Consider the following 19,606-nt stretch of genomic DNA (forward strand, 5'->3'; position numbering starts at 1 on the left):
ATTAAAATTTAGAATGAACGCAGTGCTTCAAAAATCTTATTGATACCAGCGATCTGATCTTTTATGTTATTAATCTGCTCGTCCAGTTTCTTCATGGTGACATCATTGTTGCTAAGAACTTTTTCTAAGATGCTGGTAACCTCTTCAGAGGAGGATAGGATCTCCTCAATTTGAGCCGAAACCTCCTCGCTGGCTGCTACAACCTGCTCTGTCTCATGTTGAGTATTAAGCGAACTCTTTTCGTTCTCCTTGGCCACCACTGAAATTTCTGTAAACGCACTTTTAATGTCTTCAAATACCTCTGAGACTCTTCTGAACAAATCTTTAACCGCATTTACCTCCATACAGGCAGCCTCAGACTCTCCAACGCTTTTTTGTATGCTCTCAGTTGTATTGTTGGCAAATAGAATTATATCATTTATTATATTACCTATCTTTTCGACGCTTTCACTGGACCTCGCTGCCAGTTTTCTTATCTCATCTGCGACTACCGCAAAACCCTTGCCAGCTTCTCCCGCCCTTGCAGCCTCAATAGCAGCATTTAGAGAGAGCAGGTTGGTCTGATCAGCAATTTCCTCAATCACTGTTAAAATTCCTCTAACATCATTGACCTTGTTCTCCAATTGTGTAAGTGTACTGGACTTTTCCTTTGTATCCTTAATGCTGGAATTCAATATGTCAATCAAAGAAACTATCTTCTCTCCATCTTGCGATAACATGTCAATCTCCGTATTCATCTTGTCCCGGGATCTACTTACAGTAGACAGGACTCTTTCCGATGAGGCTGATAGTTCATCGTTTATCTTAGAAATGCTTGTCATGGAATTAGATACATCGGTTATGGCCTGGCTTATTTGGTCAATGCTTTCACAAAGTGTCCTGACATTTTCTGTAGCCTGGCTTAATCCTTCTGTACTCTCCCTGGCAGCTTTTTCTACATCTTCTATGGTCGACGTCACTTTCTCTACCTTACTTTCCACATCACCAGCATTCTCCTTTATGTTTTTAACTGACCTAGAAAGGTTTAAATATACCATGAGACTACCAGCCATTGCCACCAGCGTACCTATCAATACTACCACCAATGTGATTTTTGAGATACCATCTACATCTCTATCTACTCTGTCAAACTCAGGCAAAAAGCTCTGAGTGATCATGTAGTTGATGTTAGCAGCATCTGTTGCTATCTTGTCTGCTTCTGTCCTCATAAGGCTTGTGCTTATAACATCAGTCTCAGGATTATAATAGGTGCTGACCCGTCCAACATTGTTTTTCAGCTCATTTAAATTATTTTTCAGGTCATCCAAAAGGGCTTTTATGTCCTTATTATTCAATTTGGATACAAGGGCATCAATATTTTTAACGTTTCCTTCTACATACTCGATGGATTTATTAATTTCCTGAGATGTCGCACTATGAGATTGATATCTGTAGACCGACGATGAAAGCAGCTGGGTGTTCAAGGTAAGGTCAATTGTAACTTTTGACTGGCTGGTTATGGTTTCTTTAATTGCGTCCACATTCTGTCTTATCCCCTGGGTTGCAAAATAGTTGAAAACTGATATCCCAACAATAATGAGAAATAATAAGACCAGAATCAAAGATATTTCTCTTCTCAAGTTCATTTTAAACATAAAATCCCCCCCTCAAGTATCATTATAATTCAAGGGGGAAATTTTAACAACAATAATCTTCTTTTTTATATCTTTTTTATATATTATTCGACATTTTTACTGTGGATTCCCTTTCTACAAGCTTGTGTGGGAGTAAGATCATTTTTTCCACTTGTTCCCCGGCAATTTGTTTTATCACCATTCTCGTTGCTACTGCTCCCATATCATACGTTGGCTGATTAATAGATGTCAGAGACGGTTGATAGTAAGCAGAAAAGCTGATGTCATCAAAACCCATTATAGAAATATCTTCTGGAACCCTATAGCCCATTTCTGTTGCGGCCTTCATGGCTCCTATTGCAGCAACATCATTGGTAAGAAGCAATGCATCAACCTTTTTATTATTTAGCAATTCTTTTGTCTTTACATAACCGCTCTCTATGCTAAAACGGCATTCTGACACTACATCCTCATCAAACTCATGGCCATGATTTTTCAATGCTTCTTTGTATGCCCTCAGCCTCTCTTCCTGAAGTAAATCATCCACATCCGGTGCATATAGCATACCTATTTTTACATGACCATTGCTTATAAGATAGTTTATTGCCTCAGTGACAGCATTGTAATTGTCTATACTTACCATTGGGATGTCCAGTTCCCTTGAATATAGATTAATAAAACACGTTTTAATCTCTGCATTCTTAAACCAATCAACATGCTCAGACTTCAATTTTCCTGTCATAAACACGAGCCCATCTGCCTGTTTATCTGCCATAAGATTCAGATATTCGATTTCCTTGTCCAGCTCGCCGTGAGTGTTACATAAAAGCAATGTATACCCATACATATTGGCAATCTCTTCTGCCCCTTCAACTATTGCGGCATAATAAGGATTTGCAATATCTGGTATTATCATGCCTATTATGTTGGATTTACGCAGCACAAGGCCCCTTGCCAGTTGATTCGGCCTGTACCCCGTTTCCTTTATTGCATCCAGCACCCTCTGTTTTGCTTCATCAGAAACAGGCTTACTGTCATTAATGACCCGTGAAACGGTTGATATTGAAACTCCAGCTCTTTTGGCCACGTCTTTTATTGTTATTTTAATGTTGATCATCCCCCTTCGTACTCTTACTATAATTATAGGAAAAGTTTTTCCTTGTGTAAAGTATTTTTTAAAAAAATTAATTAAAAAAATAACCCCTTGCAGGGATCACTTATCTTGCCGTTCTCCTTCTTTATTTTTATCATACATAAGGGGTAAAAAGGCAAATACAGCATATAAAAAACCGGTAGCTATGACAAAAAGAGCAACAATGGCCATTATTCCCGTACTCATATAACCCACCCCAATCCTGATACATTATATGAGACGAGAGACCATCTTATCACAAAAATTATGAACTGAATCTATATAACATAATTTCCGATTACTTCCATAGACCTGTTGACTATGTCACGGTTAACTCTATGTCATATGTGATGGTAAAATGCAAGCAAGAAAAGAGGGGTTTTCTCGCCCGTCTTAGATACAACATATGGCTTTTATTGTCTTCTCATGGCTATGCTAAGGCAAACTCCCAAGCCACCGTATAGAATCAAACATATAATAATCAACATAACAATAGAACTAATGCTCATTATTTGCTCCCTCCCCGCTTTGGGGTAAAATACTTAATCAAGATGTCCCACCATGTGCCAACCTGAAAATCTGAAATGGGATTAAAATGGTCTCTCAATTTCTTAGTACCAAAATAGTACCCAAGGAATATCGTTTCAGACAATCCTGCCAGCACAACCCCATAAGCATTTACAAAATGGTCCACAATCTGTCACCTTTTGTCCTATCTATCACTCCTGATGCAAAAGCCTCTACCATTGACATGCTGGATGTAAGGCCTCCAAAGAATAAACATCCGAAAAACAAAAGCCCAAAAAAACATGGAGCAAAAGGCATCATAGCTATACCCTTTGGAAACACTACAAATGCAAGGCCCATGCTCTGGGTAACCACTTCTTCAAATGGAACACCTTGGACTGTAGACATATAGCCTAATATAGAAAATACGGCTAAACCTGAAATAAAAGCAAATCCCGTATCTGCAAATGCAGTGATAAATGCGTTCTAATGTAACACCTCTCATCATTAATATTACCATCATTGCAAACAACAGTGGCATCAAGATCTTGGAAGCACGCTCTAAAGGGATACCCGCTGGAAGTACAGCTATAAGGTACGGTATCAGAAACGCTCATCCACCATTTTCATATGCAAGATATGGAAAGCGCCATATATTTCCAAGCCCTATTGCCGGGCCAATAGCGGCAAGCACAAATCCAATCCTTGAACCCCATTCTCTCCTGGCTTCATTGTTCATAACCTTCCTCCACTTCTTTAAATATTTTTAACCCATACTGTAACTGAATCTGCATGACTAAATCATTTAACTATTGCCATCCACCAACGCCCCATCCTTGTCAGGCCTCGCTGTGCGCATTTGCCAGCCGCCCTTTAACCCGTTTAGCCCCTTCACCAGCTTGTTTGCATCAATTTTATTATCAAATACTCCAATAATTGAAGAACCAGAGCCGCTCAGGAAATAACCAAGGCAGCCAGAGGCTTTGAACATATCCATTATTTTACGTGCTTCAGGAATAATAGGTAACCTGTATGGTTGATGCAACCTGTCATTAAAGGCCTCCTTCATCAGTGAAAAGTCTGATGTGACAAAGCTCTTTATTAACAAGGAGGCCCTGCTTATATTATAGACAGCATCGGCATAGGAGATTGATCTGGGTAAAACTGCTCTGGCTCTTTCCGTACTCAAAGGAAACTCAGGGACCATGATGGCAAATATCAGGTTGTCCGGTACGGGTACCTGTGTGGATTTTATCTTTCCTCCGTCCAAATAGGATATATGGAATCCCCCCTTCAGAGCCGGTACTACATTGTCAGGATGCCCTTCTATCTCACAGGCTATACTCAATATTTCATCCTCGCTCAAGGTATCATCCATATATTTATTTGCCAGTATGAGTCCCCCTATAATACACGCTGCACTGCTGCCAAGTCCTCTGGATGCTGGTATATCTCCATATATGCTGCATCTTAACCCTGTAGGTATCTCCATTCCCTTGTACTCGAGTGCTTTCCTGAAAGCTAAATATGCAAGATTATCTTCAGGCTCTCCGTACCTGAGTTCTACAAAATCATATATGTCCAAGGCCAGGCCAAAGCAGTCAAAACCGGGTCCAAGGTTTGCAGTGCTTGCTGGCACTCTCACCCTCATATCATGCCCTCCAAATCCTCAATAATCTCTTTCCCGCTTCCAGATACATGCCTAATATGCAAAGATAACCCGGTGGCTGTGTCTGGGTCCTTAAGGCCGTTACCCGTCAAAATGCAGACTACCGTAGAGCCCTGTGACACACGTCCCTGCTCAACCTTTTTAATAAGTCCTGCAAGAGAAGCTGCAGAAGCCGGTTCAGCAAATATCCCTTCTGCTGAGGCCATATATCTGTAAGCCTTAAGTATATCCTCATCAGTCACGCTGTCAATCTCTCCTCCTGATTCACCTGCTGCATTTATAGCCTTATCCCAGCTTACAGGATTTCCTATCCTTATGGCTGTAGCTATGGTCTCAGGTTTTTCTATCACCCTTCCCTCCACGATAGGAGCCGCACCTGCCGCCTGAAATCCCATCATGTGTGGCAGTTTGTCTATTTTACCATTATTGAAATATTCCTTAAATCCCATCCAGTAAGCAGATATATTCCCTGCATTTCCGACCGGGATAAATACATATTCAGGGCATCCTATACAGTCACATATTTCAAATGCAGCCGATTTCTGTCCGATCAATCTATATGGATTTAATGAGTTTACTATGGTCAGTTTAAAACGATCAGCCATGTCCCTCACCAGCCTCAAGGCTGAATCAAAATTACCATCAATGGCAAAAATATTGGCCCCATAGGCTATAGCCTGGGCCAATTTCCCCTTGGCTATTTTCCCGTCTGGTATAAGTACAATGGCCTTAAGGCCTGCCCTGGCAGCATATGCTGCGCAAGACGCTGATGTGTTGCCTGTAGATGCGCACACAACTGCCCTTGCGCCGTCTTCCATCGCTTTGCTGATAGCAAGGGTCATCCCGCGATCCTTGAAAGACCCTGTAGGGTTTAATCCATCATATTTGAAGTATAGGTTTATTCCAAAATCTTTTGATATGTTTTCAGCGTATATAAGTGGGGTATTCCCCTCCAGCATAGTAATAATTCTGGTCTTCTCATTCACCGGCATATATTCCCTGTATTCCTCTATTATCCCCTTCCACATTATGTTATTGCATCCCCTTCTAAAATAATGTTAAGTCAAATTATAACAATGAATTAATATAATATGTCAGTAGTATCCCGGCATCTAATACTCATCTTGAACCTTTAATATTCACGTCTGTATTTTACCGTATAAACCTCCAGTCGGCATCCATTCATCAGCCCATTTCAGTGATGCCTACAGATTTTTATACACCATGCAGTAGATTTGCATCTCATATACAGGCTCAAGAATACCTATTAATCCAGCACAGGTAGATATTTGTCTATGCTGGATACAGAGTCCATGAACCCCATATTATTCAAATATATTCTCAGTTTCTCTTCTGTCATCCTCTTTGTTATAAATGCTATATCACTGCTTTCAGGAAGGCACGACATCCTTATATCGTCGAATATTACCGAAATATCCTCCATGGCCTGGCCGCTGTCCCCTGCTTTAATCCTTACATAAAACCTCGTCTCCATCTCAGAATATGGTCTTACACTGCAATCCTCAAACCGTGAAAATTTAACCTTATGTCCCTTCAATATATCCATGATATCACCTATAACAGCCGTGGCAGTAGGGAACTTACCCGCACCAGCTCCTGTAAACATAAGCTCCCCTAAAGAATCACCTTTAATCTTTATACCATTAATTACGCCACGCACATTATTTAGAAAATTGTCTCTTTCAACCAGCATAGGGGCCACCATACTGTATATAAAATTCCCAGCTATACGGCTCACCGCCACAGGTTTTATCGAATAACCCAAAAGCCCGGCCAGCTTAAAATCTCCAATATCTATATCCGTTATCCCTCTTGCCGGAATGTCCTCCACATTTATCTTTCTCCTATATGCTAAAGAGGAAAGGATAGTTATCTTCCTCCTTGCATCAAAACCTTCCACATCATTGGTAGGATCACTTTCAGCATATCCTTTTTCCCTTGCCTCCGCAAGGGCTCTATCATAGTCAATACCCTCTTCCATGCGAGACATAATATAGTTGGATGTACCATTTAATATCCCGCATATCTCATATACCATGTCATTGGATATATAGTCAATCATAGGCTTGATTATAGGTATCCCGCCTCCAACACTGGCTTCAAAAGCTATCTCCACTCCATTTTCTTTAGCCTTGAAATATAGCTCACTTCCTTTTACAGAAATCATGTCCTTGTTTGCCGTAACCACATTTTTACTTCTCTCAATGGCCCTTTCCACATAGGTATAGGTGGGTTCGATTCCCCCCATCACCTCTACCACCAACCTGATGTCCCCGTCCTCCAGTATTTCTTCAGGATCGTCTGTAATTAAAGGATACGCCTCATCCATCCTGTGTTTATTTATGTCTTTAACCAATATCTTTTTTACTTTTAATTCCTCGCCAAGCAACGAACTCATCAGCGCTCTGTTCTTATTCAGCAACTCATATACACCCTTGCCAACTGTACCAAATCCCAAAAGACCTATTTCCATACTCCCACCCCTATTGTTCAGCAATTATTTCATTTCTGATTACACCAGGTATCTCTGCAAGCTTTGAAATCAGCTCATTGAGCTTTATCTTCATGTTCTTAGTATCAAATGAAATGGTAACATTAGCAATCTGATTTAGTGGTATGTTTTGATTAATCGTCAGTATATTGCCACCTGCCGAAGCCAATATATTGAGGACATTGGAAAGTATGCCAGGCTTATGTTCCAACGTTAAAGATAAGGTTATAATCTTTGCAACCCTTGCATCAAAAAACGGAAATATAGAATCCTTGTATTTGTAATACGCACTTCTGCTTATGCCAATTTCATTTACAGCATCTTTGATTGTCTCAGCCTTTCCTGATGCCAGCAGGTTTTTTGCCGCCATTACCTTTTTAAAAACTTCAGGAAGAGCATCGGCTTCAACAATGTAATACTCTGCATCCTGTTTCATAAAAAATCCCCCAGTCTTTTATATAAATACATTTGTGCTTTATATATGGATATAGTATAGCATTATATAGACAAGAATACAAATTCTAATATCTTTATTGACATTATTCATATTTACTATCTTCTTTATTTCTAACATTAGCTTATAATTACTTTATCTCTCTGGAAAACTAAAAATACAAACATATAATATAAGTCCACCTCCCGAATAATACATAATTCTAAGGAAAAGATAATAACGGGTGATACAATGGGTACTATAGAAGAACTAAAAAAGTTGATGGAACACCTCGAAAAAGCAGAGAAAGATAAGGAAATGGCAGAAAAGGAACTCAGAAGGGTAATGGCAGACAGCCTTGAAAACATCAAAGACATTTATTTAGCTCTTCAGAGATATGTCCTTAAAGACAATATAATATTAAAAAGTTATGATGGCAGGACATTCAGCATTGGAGAAGGAATCTTAATAAGTGACAAAGGCATAGAGGAAAAAATTGTATTAAAACCAGACAGGAGGCTTATATTATATAAATTATCAGGCAATAATGTGATGGAAACTGACTTAGATGCAGGCAACATTGAAGAATATATCTCTATAGACAATCTCTTTGCCAATGTTATGGATACCCTCACGACAACCATACAGAAAAACGAAAAAGAGGTCCTGAGGTATTCAAGCATGATAACCAAGATTGAACGATATACCCAGGACCTGAAAAACATAATTACAACGCAAGACAATTGAAAGCCATTATTTTGATTACTTTACATGGTTTCGGAGTTTCCCTATGCCCTCTATTTCCACCTCTACAATGTCTCCCGCCTCCATTGGGCCAATTCCTGATGGGGTACCTGTCATGATTATATCCCCAGGAAACAGGGTCATACAGTGGGATATGAAAGAAACCAGCTCCTTGACCTTGAAAATGAGGTTGGATGTCCTTGTTTCCTGCACAACTTTACCATTCAGATATGTCCTAAGCGATAGGTCATCCGGGTTTAGCTCGGTCTCAATAAAAGGACCGAAGGGCAGGAATGTGTCAAAAGATTTTGCTCTGGTCCACTGACCATCCCTTTGCTGCAGGTCTCTTGCGGTCACATCATTGCCGCACGTATAACCCAGGATATAATTATCAACATTGCCAATGTCAACATCCTTAGCCCTTTTACCAATAACCACAACCAGCTCGCCTTCATAGTCTACCCTTGATGACTCCGAAGGTCTTATTATTTCTTCCTCTGGGTTTATTACAGCACTGGTTGGTTTAATAAATAAAAGTGGTTCGGAAGGCAGCTTATGATTCAACTCCTCAGAGTGCGACTTATAATTTACCCCTACGCATACAGCCTTGGTAATGACACTGGGTGCAAGTATCTTGAGATCCTTTAGATACTTTTTTGTAGCATCCCTCCGATACGAGCCGTATATATCCCCATCTATAGGATATACGATCTCCCCCTCAACCACACCATAAAAGATTTTGTCGGTATCCATGAACCTTCCTATCTTCATACACATCTCCTCCCCTTTAATTCCCATCTTTACTACATTATACAATATCTTCCTGATCTCTACAAACAAACCCATAGATACCCCTTAGTCTCCCAAAGAATCCATCAACTCAAAAAAACCAGGGAAAGATATAGAAACACATTCCGCATTATCTATATAAGTGTTACCATCTGCTACCATACCTGCTACTGCTGCTGCCATAGCTATACGATGATCCTTTAATGAATCAATATGGCATCCATGCAGGTGTGTATTTCCTTTTATGACCATACCACCTTCAATTGTTTTAACCTCTGCCCCAAAGCTACGAAGCATGTCGCTTATAGCTGCAATCCTGTCGGTCTCTTTTGCACGAAGCTCTTCAGCATCTCTTATTATCGTAACACCCTCAGCAAAGGCAGCCGCAACCGCAATTATCGGTATCTCATCTATAAGGCGCGGTATCATAGAGCCCCCTATGATGATACCATGCAGGTTGCTGGTACTGACAGTTATGTCAGCCACCCTTTCTCTATTCCACAAGCGCTGGTTAGTTATTTGTATATTGGCTCCCATGGCCATATATGCATCCAGTATACCTGCGCGGGTAGGGTTTATGCCAACATCCTTTATTGTTACACATGAATCGGGGCAAAGCATAGCTGCAGTTATGATGAATGCAGTCGATGATATATCACCGGGTACATCTATGTGGGTGCCTTGCAGCGCTTGTGCTGGGTATATGGTGACGGTTCGCTGTTTTTCAAAATTCAGCGGACTATATGAAATATGTGCACCCATTGTCTCTAACATGAGTTCAGTGTGGTCACGGCTTGGATGAGATTCTATAATGGTTGTGGGACTGTCAGCATACAGGCCAGCTAACAGTAAGGCCGACTTTACCTGAGCGCTGGCAACCGGCATATTATAGTTTATACCATGCAGCTTCTTACCAACTATTGTAAGCGGGGCATGCCGGCCGCCGTCCGGGCTGTTTATATCGGCTCCCATCTGTCTTAAAGGCTCTACTACACGCAGCATAGGACGACACAGTATTGACTCGTCCCCCGTCAAACAGCTAGTAAAAGGCTGAGCAGCCAATATACCGGACATTAGCCTGATAGTGGTACCTGAATTTCCAACATCAAGCAAGCGCTCTGGAGGCTTGAGACCGTACATACCAACACCTTTAACCTGGACATGATGGCTATCTATATCAATGGTTACACCTAATTCCCTGAAACACGATACGGTGTTCAGGCAGTCTTCCCCTGTAAGAAAACCATCTATAGATGTGATGCCATCTGCTATGGCTCCCAACATTATAGCTCTATGGGATATGGATTTATCACCCGGCACAGTCAGATGGCCACGTATATGACTCTTTTTATATATATTAGCCCTCATCACTACCTCCCATGAATGTCTTATAACCAGAGCTTGGATAAATTCGTAGCACTTAAAATTAGTTTATACCAAAGCCATCGCCAGTGCAATATCACCATAGTTTAAAAAGGTGAGGTTCTCCTCACCTTTATTCCTCAATAAAACCTTTTTCAAATTTTTCAAGGACCATTGGCATAGATGTATATTCGAGTTCGTCCAGGGGCAGCCTGTGAGGCTCAAAGGGTCCAAGCTGCCTCAATATGTCAGCTATTTCAAGGCCCTTTTGTCTCGCTCTGTCAAAGGCCATATCACCAAACATATCCTGCGGACCGAGTAACTTCCCATTGCATATCTGATAACCTGCAGCTACTACCCGTGGCGGGCCGTCAAACCTTGTCGGCATTGCCTGTTTTATGGATACTGGTATAAGTGGGGCATTGTGAGACCCTCTCATCCATCCGGCTACGATATGTGGATTGGCAAATGGTTCCAGCGCCTCGCCTACAGCAGGGAAACCATTCTGCGTCCTCACTATCATCACAGGATCATCCTTCCCTACGTACCGCCCTGCAATATAGTTCATGGTCTGTGTTGACGACACAGCGACAATTTCGCCATCCCTGGTATAGACTGATTTAATGCAATATCTGCCGTGTGAACCTATGAATACGAGCAGGTCGTATATGTCCTCCGGCGAGTTTAAATAAACCTTTTTATGTTCCTTAAGGTCAAGGACCTCAAAGACGAAACCTTTATGCATCTTTGGGTCTATAACCAGTCCGATAGTGTTGAAGGGGTCGGCAAACATCTTATAAAGTGGCAGGTTCCATGCACCCGGTTCTGTCTTATCTGCCATAAATATCAGTACAGGTTCGCTGGCTCTCTCTTCAAATTCCATTTCCGCCGCCCCAGGCCCCATGCCTTTGATATTTCCTGAAAAGGTATCCTTTAAAAGATCCTGGCCTGCTCCATAGAGTTTCAATTCTTTTGCGACCTCTGTACAGGATTTGAACGTGTCCCATGCAAGCTGGTGTATCGCATCACTATCCACACCCTTTTCGTGGGTCATTATAAGTTGAATATCATCACCTACAGACAACACATTAAAGTCAATCAGGAGTTCTTTATTAGCATCCAGGTATTCCCTGGCCCTGTCCAGGAGTTTTTGGTGTACCGATGAATGACCGACAAACCCACCCACATCTGCTTTGATAACACTTAACGTTAATTTAGACATACTATATCTCCACACTCCTTTATAAATGTTACTTTATTCATATATATTCGATAAAAAAAATAAAATTCCTCCTCTTGTAATATAAAAAGTATAACATAAAAACGTTATCATGATAAAAAATAAAAAAGACGGTAATATTGCCGTCTTTTTATCAATTAAAATTTTATATCACCTGACATCTACAGAATATGGCACACAACATCAAAGGGCATCTTTACCCGGTACCTGGATGTTATTGATTCTCCTCATAGCTTTATCCATGTTCACTCAAAACCATGGGTTAACCATCAAAGAGACACATCTCAAGCATCCACCGCCGCAAACATGAGCTCTGCCTCGCATACCAGCCTGCCGTCTACAGTTATCTTGCCCCTGCCCTTGCCCATACCCATCTTCATGGCTGAAAACTCAATCTCTATCCGCATCTGGTCGCCTGGCTCCACAGTACCCCTGAATCTGCATTTGTCAACTCCTGTTATCATCAATAGTTTATCCCTGAACAATTCAGATTGCTTCAGTGCACAGGCACCAAGCTGAGCCATGCTTTCTATCATGAGCACACCCGGCATGGTGGGCTTTCCGGGAAAATGCCCCTGAAAGAAATAATCGTTAATTGTAACATTCTTTATTCCAACTGCCTTTTTACCATCTTCTATCTCCAGAATCCTGTCCAGAAGCAGAAATGGATACCTATGAGGTATCAACTTCTGGATCTCATTTACATCCAACATTTTCATCCTCCTATACCTTGTCACTGAGCTGTTTATATAAAATGTCGGCCAGGCCAAACCCGCCTGCTTCACTTATCTTTTTTGCGTACTCATCATCAAGCATGGATGTAAAGATATCCATTCCAAAAGAGTTATTATACAGGTCATCCTTCGGTATTGTAGCCCTCATATTCCTTAAAACCATGGATACAAAAATGGATTCAAAATCCTGACAGGCCTTTTTTAACTGTTCATCGTCCTTTTTCTCCAAAGCATTCTTTAGTATGGTCTCAAATTCATTTGTTTGAGCAATATTATTCTTATAATTAGAACTTTCAAAGGCCGATAAGCCATTTATTATGCTTATCAATCATCCCACCTACCTCTTCAGGTTATTTGTAATGCTTAACATTTCGTCTGCGGTCTGGATTGACTTAGAGTTTACCTCATAAGCCCGCTGAGCCGTTATAAGATTTACCATTTCCTGAACAACCTGAACATTGGATGTTTCTAAAAACCCTTGTAGGATATTGCTGGTGGTGTTTGTTTCATCTTCATATAAAGGCTCACCAGACGCAGCCGTCTGCGCATACAGATTGTCCCCTAATGCCTCCAGTCCATTTGGATTTAAAAATCTTGCTGTGCCTATCCTGGTTATTTCTTCCACAGTGCCATCGTCATTTTTTACACTTATTATACCTGACTTAGAAATAGATATATTTTTCTGGTTGGCGTCAAAGTATATTTCAGCTCCACTGCTGTCCAGGACAGGATAACCATCTGATGTGGTAAGCATGGCTGTATCCCCATCAACGCTCAATTTAAAGCTACCATCCCGGGTGTAGAGTTCCCTACCATTGGGGTCCAACACGACAAAAAATCCCTCTCCATCAATAGCCAGGTCCAAGGGATTATCTGTCTCCTGGAGGCTACCCTCGCTGAAATCTTTTACCGTCGCCGATGGCCTCACACCATGGCCCACCATGAGATTGACCGGTCTCCCCTCATCATATGCTAGCTGCTGGTATAAAAGGTCTTTAAACTCTACCCTCTCCTTTTTATATGCCGTAGTATTCACATTGGCAAGATTGTTTGATATTGTATCAACGTTAAGCTGTTGGGCCTGCATTCCTGAGGCTGCTGTCCACATTGCTCTTATCATCTGTTCTACCTCCTTATACCCTTCCAAGGTCGTTTACTGACTTTTCCAGAGTAGAATCCATAGTGGTTATTACACGCTGATTTGTCTCATATTCCCTCATCAGGTCAATCATGTCCACCATCTCATTTACAGGATTAACATTGGATGCCTCCAAAAAACCGGACTTTATAATCGGATTTAGCACCGTATTACCCTGTCCCTGGCTTACAAAGAGGTTATCACCTTCTTTTCTCAAGACTGTCTTGTCTGGAAATTCAAGTACCCTTACAGAGTCGACATACTGCCCGCCTACATATATGCCGCCGTGAGAGTCAAATGTAATATCTCCCTCCGGCAGGTATATATCTCCATTTGACCCCTGTACCCTGTAGCCTTCACCTGTAACCAAATAGCCATTTGCGTCTCTCTTAAAGCTCCCATCCCTTGTATATCTCACACCGTTTGGTGACATCACCTCAAAAAAACCATCACCATCGATACTGAGATCCAAAGGATTTCCTGTACTCACAATATTGGCAGCCTGGAAGTCGGTAAAGATTTCCGCAGGTCTTACTGTAAAAAATAACCTGCCAATAGGAACTGTATTTATCCCCGAGTTAAATATTACTTTTTCATCTGCAGCCTCTTCAACCATAAGATCTTTCTTAAAACCTGTAGTATCAACATTTGCCAGATTATTAGAAGCAACATCTAGTTTCCTTGTCTGATTTACCATGCTGCCAGCTGCAATATATATCCCGCGAAGCAATTTATACCTCCTCTCCCGTTATAATTGCACTCGTCCCAACCCTGTTCTTATTCATATTGTCCAGGGCATCCAACGCCTTTCCCGTACCTAAAGCAACACATGAAATCGGGTTTTCGGCAATAAACACCGGAATTTTTAAGTTATCCTCCATAAGCTTGTCCAATCCATTCAAAAGTGAACCACCACCAGTCATTATAATACCCTTTGTGCTTATATCCGCAGCAAGTTCAGGTGGGGTTTTCTCCAAGACATCATGTACAGCACCAACTATCTGAAACACTGGGTCTGATAACGCCTCTAAGGTTTCGTTGCTGCTGATGACAATATTTTGAGGCAGCCCGGTAACCAGACTGCGCCCCCTTATTTCTACAGTAGATGGCGGATCTTTAGGATAGGCACATCCAACTGACTTCTTTACCTCTTCTGCCGTGCGTTCACCTATCATCAGCTTGTGCTCCTTCTTCATATACTGAATTATAGCCTCATCAAAATTGTCTCCGGCTATCTTTAATGAGGTACTTACCACTGAACCACCGAGGGAGATAACAGCTATATCTGTCGTCCCACCGCCTATATCCACCACCATGTTGCCACTGGGTTTAGATATATCCATACCTGCACCTATGGCAGCCGCTATAGGCTGCTCTATGAGATATACCTTCCTTGCCCCAGCCTGCTCTGCAGCTTCAATAACAGCTCTTCTCTCAACACCTGTAACCTTAGCTGGTATAGCTATCATGACCCTCGGCCTGAAAAAGTTTCTTGACCCGCATGCCTTCGAAATAAAGTATCTCAACATTTTTTCGGTTATTTCATAGTCTGATATTACACCTTCCCTTATTGGTCTTATGGCAATTATGTTGCCAGGAGTCCTGCCTATCATCTTTCGTGCTTCTTCACCCACTGCCAGGACCTTTTTGCTGTCCCTTTCAATAGCAACCACTGACGGTTCCGTGAGGACTATTCCTTTACCTTTAATATACACAAGGACTGTGGCGGTCCCAAGATCAATTCCTATATCCAGACCCATGCCAAACATAGTATTACCCACCCTTCATTTTATCTCATTCTCTATATTCTATAAAACATCCAAAAATCCTCTTTTATTTGTAGTTAATTATTCCATCTTTATAGTCTCTCTGGAAGTCTTCCTTCAGATAATCAATAAATCTATTTAAAAGGACAGCAGCCTCAGCCCTGGTAAGTTTGTCATTCGGGTTTACCCTGCCCCTACTATCCCCTTGCAGTATATTCATTCTTGTTGCAACATATATAGAGTCCCTTGCCCATGATGGTATACTGTCATCATCAGCATAACCTGTTGAATAACCATAGGTGGGTGCAAGGCCCTCTAACCCGGCAGCACGTACCAAAATAGTGACGGCTTGAGCCCTCGTCAGAAATTCGTTTGGGCCAAACCTGCGTGGAGAAATGCCATCTATGAGCCCTTTTTCATATACATTCTTGATATATGGATAATAACTACTGTCAACCGGCACATCATCAAAGGGGGATGCCTCTTGAGTTTGATTCCTAGTCATCCTGGTAGTCCTGGTTGTTGTGGTTGTCTGAGGTAACATGTCAGTAGCCTTTGACACAGCCATAACAAAATCAGCTCTGGTTATAGGTATGTTTGGATAAAAATACACTGTATCCTTAGGAAAGACATTAAGGCTTGAAAGCCTTTCAATATCTCTTTCAGCCCAATGCCCGGATATGTCTCTATAGTCTGTTATATACAATCTCTCTTGAGTAACGGGCTCATGCAGCGTAAATTCTATGGAGTCAATATTCCTCTTCCTATTGTCAATGGTAATGCCATCGCCTGTATCCTTTATGGTTGGCAGGTTATAGTTGATGACCACCGTACCATCCTTTTTCTCCTGCATCAGGTAACCACCTTTAAAGCTTATCCATGTAGGGTCGTTTTCTATATAGTCCAGCGTCTTTTCCATCGTATATGAGAGATACTCATGAAAATTTCCATTCCACTCTATCTTTTCGCTATCATCAGTGCCTTCTCTGGAATAACTGATTGCCTGGCTGATGTCCATGGTCTCGGTAGAACCCCAATAGTGGTCATACCCTGTCGTCTTACTGTCTATGTCAACAATAACTTTTCCGAGATTTCTGTTTATAGTATAAATCTTTCTTCCAGTCCAGTTGCCTGCAAAATAGTCTACAGCCGGCTTGTTGTCAATTACCCGTGACATGCTCAAGGAATAGTCATCCAGTGTATAGGTATCGCTGCCAACCTTTATCGTTTCGCTATAATTCCTGTCCAAAGTTGAGGTCTCTATGGTCTGGTGTTTTGCGCTATCAAGGTCAACCACCGTTGTAATTGTATAACTCCTCGTAAGTGTAGCATTCTTTTCTGTATTTGTAAGGGAGTACCGGTATGAGGTCCTACCCCTGCTGGAGGTGATTTTAAGCGTACCTGTCATTAGTATAGGCTCGCCAGTGATAAACACATATTCCTGATATTCATACCCATCAGATATGCCGCCTTCTATCCCCGGTACCTGTGCATATGCTACACCTTGAAAAACCATTAAAAAAATTAATATAGTCAATACTAATCTGTTCATCGTTATTCCTCCCCGCAGACTATCAAAAGTCCATTCAGTGAATCGTCGAGAAGGATATAGAGCTGAGTCCCATTCTTTATATCATCCATTGAGGATATCCTTCCATTTTTTATAACTAAAGCATCCTGAGTCCAGACGTATCCCTTTGATGGTCCTGGCGCCCACTTATCTGTGAAGCTGCTGTATTCCAGCATGTCAGTCAGATTGGCCAGGCTGTTTTTACTCATGGAATCAAACCTGGCAGTGACAAAACGGATGTCATCGCTGTTATCATTGCCAAATATAACCATACCAATTACCTCGTCACCGTCCATCGCTGCATAGAAATACTCGTTCTCATACACCGGGTGCCTTTCGTACCTGTCATTCAAAAATTCCTCCGGTGAAATCACCGTGGCATCTCCAAGGCGGTCTATAATATACGTATCATCGCTGATATAGAGTTCCCCTAAGTCACTCACTCTTTTCCAATCATTTCCATTAAGCTCATACATCTTGTCAGCCTCAAATGTGGTAGAGTTTATATGGTCGATGCGACCCCACACTATCCTTACAGCTGGCTGAGAGTCAAGTACCATAACCAGCGGCGCTACATTGCTGCTGCCCATCCTATCCAGCAGGGTAAGGACTGTCTGATCTCTCTCCAGAGAATCAATGGTCACCATCTTGCCATCCTTTAATATTACACTGCCATCCCCTATATACACATCAGTATCAGGCAGTGTAAACCTGCCTGCCACCTTGTCCACACTGTCTATATCATCAACATATTCTTTCATGTGCCCATTTTCTACAACAATTCTATATGCCATTTCTTCTCCATATTCCATCCTTGTAATCACATAGACGTAGTCACCGATATAACTCTGTACATCACTGCCTGGCATATTATCATCATATATCTGACCTTCTCTCGAAACCGCCAACCTTAAAGATGGTGTATCACTCCATCTAAAATTATCAAACCTCTGTGCATCATCCAGTTGAAGTTTATTACCTACAACAGATGATAGCCTGCCTCTGTACAGATAGGCATATTCCATGTTGTCTTCAACCTTTTCTATAGAACTGACAGTACCGTCATTATTGAGATAGGCTTTAACCAGGTCACCGGGTTTAACATTGACAGAAACATAGGATGGGATAGGCAAGCTGTTTGTATTTCCACTATCATCCCTTATCAGTATGTGTCCACTGTCAATTTCCACAACGCTGCCTGAGTAATAAAACCTGCCCGGCTCAGAGTATCCAGGATTTTCAACCTCACCGTTTATGGCAAGTTCAACAATATCCCCATACTCTTCAGTAAAAGACACATACTGCCCAGGCATAAGCTCGTCCTCAGAAACTCTTTTGCCATCCAGGGTAATGTTCGTATAAGGTGTGATCCTGTAGCTTCTTTCTCCAGCATCCGAACGTATATTCACAGTACCCTTATCAGCAGAAATGACCTCCCCATTCTGTATTGATTTACTCACCTTTTCATTTCCTAAAACCTCTATGAGGTAAGGTGTATTACCCTTCATATATATGTCTACATTCTGAGAAATTTTAAGTCCATCGGTAACTGAGCTGTTATTTAAAACCACAATACCGCGTCTGTCGTCGGTGGATATGGTAAATGAGCTACCGTCATCCGCCCTCATGATGTAGTCAGTGCTGTTGTGTATTATTCCTGTCACGGTAGCCTTCATCTTTGTTATTCCAAATTTTTCCGGATACTTATCCAGAATCCTTCCCAGTATCACTGCCACCTGACCACGGGTAATCATGCCTTTGGGGTTAAAAGTCCCTCTGCTATTTCCCACCATTATTCCGTCTTTAAGGACTGGTTCTATAAATGGAATATAGTCTCTATTAAATAAACTGCTGTCGTCAAAGCTATATGCAAGCTGCTGGTCCATGCCATATGCGGGGGTATACCCCAGTGCCCTGCCTATATATGCAGCGAACTCTTCCCTTGATGCCTTGCTCTTCCATTCTTCTGTATATATATCCCCTGGTATAATATAACCCTCATTGGCGGCAGTAAATAAATATCCAACTGCCCATTCGCTTGAGTCTATCATATTTGTGTAATATTCGGCTGTCTTCTGGTCTAACATCTTCTGGGCATCTGCTTCTTTCCCGGCCAGTCTCAGTGCAATAGCTATAGCCTCCTCCCTGCTTATCTTTTCCTCCGGGTGGAATTTTCCGTCCCCTACCCCCTTCAGCAGAGATAGAGCGGTAACTCTGACAGCATCCCGGTAAGACCATGCTGGTATCTTGTCGTTGAATTTGACACTGTTCAGGAGGAGCTTATACCCCTCAAATCCATAGTACACTGCTCCAGTCGTTGATGCAGCAAGAGCACTTTTAATAGGCGAAAAGAACAATATGGCAGCCAGTAAAAAAACACCAAGTCGTCTCATGTCT

At 41.6% G+C, this 19,606-nt stretch carries 21 protein-coding genes; 1 reads left to right on the forward strand and 20 read right to left on the reverse strand.

Annotated elements, in window-relative coordinates; all coding sequences use genetic code 11:
* Positions 1-8 precede the first annotated feature (8 nt).
* From FWJ32_RS02380 to FWJ32_RS02425, 10 genes are all read right to left on the reverse strand, one after another.
* Complete coding sequence (locus FWJ32_RS02380) at positions 9-1,634, reverse strand: methyl-accepting chemotaxis protein (protein WP_149544374.1); 1,626 nt, start codon at positions 1,632-1,634, stop codon at positions 9-11.
* A gap of 76 nt (positions 1,635-1,710) precedes the next feature.
* Positions 1,711-2,730 carry a LacI family DNA-binding transcriptional regulator gene (locus FWJ32_RS02385; protein ID WP_149544375.1) on the reverse strand — a complete coding sequence of 340 codons (1,020 nt, stop codon included), beginning with the start codon at positions 2,728-2,730 and terminating at the stop codon, positions 1,711-1,713.
* A 96-nt stretch (positions 2,731-2,826) separates the two neighbouring features.
* Positions 2,827-2,952: a hypothetical protein gene (locus tag FWJ32_RS13670; protein WP_275266205.1), complete on the reverse strand. Its 126-nt coding sequence runs from the start codon at positions 2,950-2,952 to the stop codon at positions 2,827-2,829.
* A 206-nt stretch (positions 2,953-3,158) separates the two neighbouring features.
* Positions 3,159-3,254 carry a MetS family NSS transporter small subunit gene (locus tag FWJ32_RS13800; RefSeq protein WP_149544376.1) on the reverse strand — a complete coding sequence of 32 codons (96 nt, stop codon included), beginning with the start codon at positions 3,252-3,254 and terminating at the stop codon, positions 3,159-3,161.
* A gap of 169 nt (positions 3,255-3,423) precedes the next feature.
* Positions 3,424-3,729, reverse strand: coding sequence for a hypothetical protein (locus FWJ32_RS02400; protein ID WP_149544377.1), 306 nt, complete (start codon positions 3,727-3,729; stop codon positions 3,424-3,426).
* Positions 3,730-3,865: 136 nt separating this feature from the next.
* Entirely contained in the window at positions 3,866-3,991 is a 126-nt protein-coding gene (locus FWJ32_RS02405) for a hypothetical protein (RefSeq protein ID WP_149544378.1), read from the reverse strand.
* Between the two features lie 66 nt (positions 3,992-4,057).
* A complete protein-coding gene (gene thrB, locus FWJ32_RS02410; protein WP_149544379.1) occupies positions 4,058-4,903 on the reverse strand; it encodes a homoserine kinase in 846 nt (281 codons plus the stop codon).
* Positions 4,900-5,949: a threonine synthase gene (gene thrC / locus FWJ32_RS02415; RefSeq protein WP_203227549.1), complete on the reverse strand. Its 1,050-nt coding sequence runs from the start codon at positions 5,947-5,949 to the stop codon at positions 4,900-4,902. Before thrC ends, thrB begins: the two co-directional genes overlap by 4 nt.
* A 239-nt stretch (positions 5,950-6,188) precedes the next feature.
* Entirely contained in the window at positions 6,189-7,415 is a 1,227-nt protein-coding gene (locus tag FWJ32_RS02420; RefSeq protein WP_149544381.1) for a homoserine dehydrogenase, read from the reverse strand.
* A 10-nt stretch (positions 7,416-7,425) separates the two neighbouring features.
* Positions 7,426-7,869: an ACT domain-containing protein gene (locus FWJ32_RS02425; protein WP_149544382.1), complete on the reverse strand. Its 444-nt coding sequence runs from the start codon at positions 7,867-7,869 to the stop codon at positions 7,426-7,428.
* A gap of 249 nt (positions 7,870-8,118) precedes the next feature.
* Between FWJ32_RS02425 and FWJ32_RS02430 the strand changes: the two genes are divergently transcribed.
* Positions 8,119-8,613, forward strand: coding sequence for a hypothetical protein (locus tag FWJ32_RS02430; protein WP_149544383.1), 495 nt, complete (start codon positions 8,119-8,121; stop codon positions 8,611-8,613).
* Between the two features lie 15 nt (positions 8,614-8,628).
* Here FWJ32_RS02430 and FWJ32_RS02435 read toward each other — a convergent pair whose 3' ends face one another.
* The 10 genes from FWJ32_RS02435 to FWJ32_RS02480 form a co-directional block, all read right to left on the reverse strand.
* On the reverse strand, positions 8,629-9,381 hold the full coding sequence (locus tag FWJ32_RS02435) for a fumarylacetoacetate hydrolase family protein (RefSeq protein ID WP_149544423.1): 753 nt from the start codon (positions 9,379-9,381) through the stop codon (positions 8,629-8,631).
* Positions 9,382-9,465: 84 nt separating this feature from the next.
* Positions 9,466-10,767: a 3-phosphoshikimate 1-carboxyvinyltransferase gene (gene aroA, locus FWJ32_RS02440; protein ID WP_149544384.1), complete on the reverse strand. Its 1,302-nt coding sequence runs from the start codon at positions 10,765-10,767 to the stop codon at positions 9,466-9,468.
* A 127-nt stretch (positions 10,768-10,894) separates the two neighbouring features.
* Positions 10,895-11,983, reverse strand: a complete 1,089-nt coding sequence (gene fbp / locus FWJ32_RS02445) for a fructose-1,6-bisphosphate aldolase/phosphatase (RefSeq protein ID WP_149544385.1) — start codon at positions 11,981-11,983, stop codon at positions 10,895-10,897.
* 302 nt (positions 11,984-12,285) lie between these two features.
* Positions 12,286-12,711, reverse strand: coding sequence for a 3-hydroxyacyl-ACP dehydratase FabZ (gene fabZ, locus FWJ32_RS02450; protein WP_476727221.1), 426 nt, complete (start codon positions 12,709-12,711; stop codon positions 12,286-12,288).
* A gap of 13 nt (positions 12,712-12,724) precedes the next feature.
* Positions 12,725-13,063, reverse strand: coding sequence for a rod-binding protein (locus tag FWJ32_RS02455; RefSeq protein ID WP_149544387.1), 339 nt, complete (start codon positions 13,061-13,063; stop codon positions 12,725-12,727).
* 9 nt (positions 13,064-13,072) lie between these two features.
* Positions 13,073-13,855 carry a flagellar basal-body rod protein FlgG gene (gene flgG / locus FWJ32_RS02460; RefSeq protein WP_149544388.1) on the reverse strand — a complete coding sequence of 261 codons (783 nt, stop codon included), beginning with the start codon at positions 13,853-13,855 and terminating at the stop codon, positions 13,073-13,075.
* A 13-nt stretch (positions 13,856-13,868) separates the two neighbouring features.
* On the reverse strand, positions 13,869-14,603 hold the full coding sequence (gene flgF / locus FWJ32_RS02465; RefSeq protein ID WP_149544389.1) for a flagellar basal-body rod protein FlgF: 735 nt from the start codon (positions 14,601-14,603) through the stop codon (positions 13,869-13,871).
* Position 14,604: 1 nt separating this feature from the next.
* Positions 14,605-15,642, reverse strand: coding sequence for a rod shape-determining protein (mreB, locus tag FWJ32_RS02470; protein WP_149544390.1), 1,038 nt, complete (start codon positions 15,640-15,642; stop codon positions 14,605-14,607).
* A gap of 64 nt (positions 15,643-15,706) precedes the next feature.
* Entirely contained in the window at positions 15,707-17,191 is a 1,485-nt protein-coding gene (locus FWJ32_RS02475; protein ID WP_149544391.1) for an S-layer homology domain-containing protein, read from the reverse strand.
* Between the two features lie 2 nt (positions 17,192-17,193).
* A complete protein-coding gene (locus tag FWJ32_RS02480; protein ID WP_149544392.1) occupies positions 17,194-19,602 on the reverse strand; it encodes an S-layer homology domain-containing protein in 2,409 nt (802 codons plus the stop codon).
* Positions 19,603-19,606 lie beyond the last annotated feature (4 nt).

Origin of the sequence: Calorimonas adulescens, assembly GCF_008274215.1 — a bacterium.
Classification (GTDB): Bacteria; Bacillota; Thermoanaerobacteria; order Thermoanaerobacterales; family UBA4877; genus Calorimonas; species Calorimonas adulescens.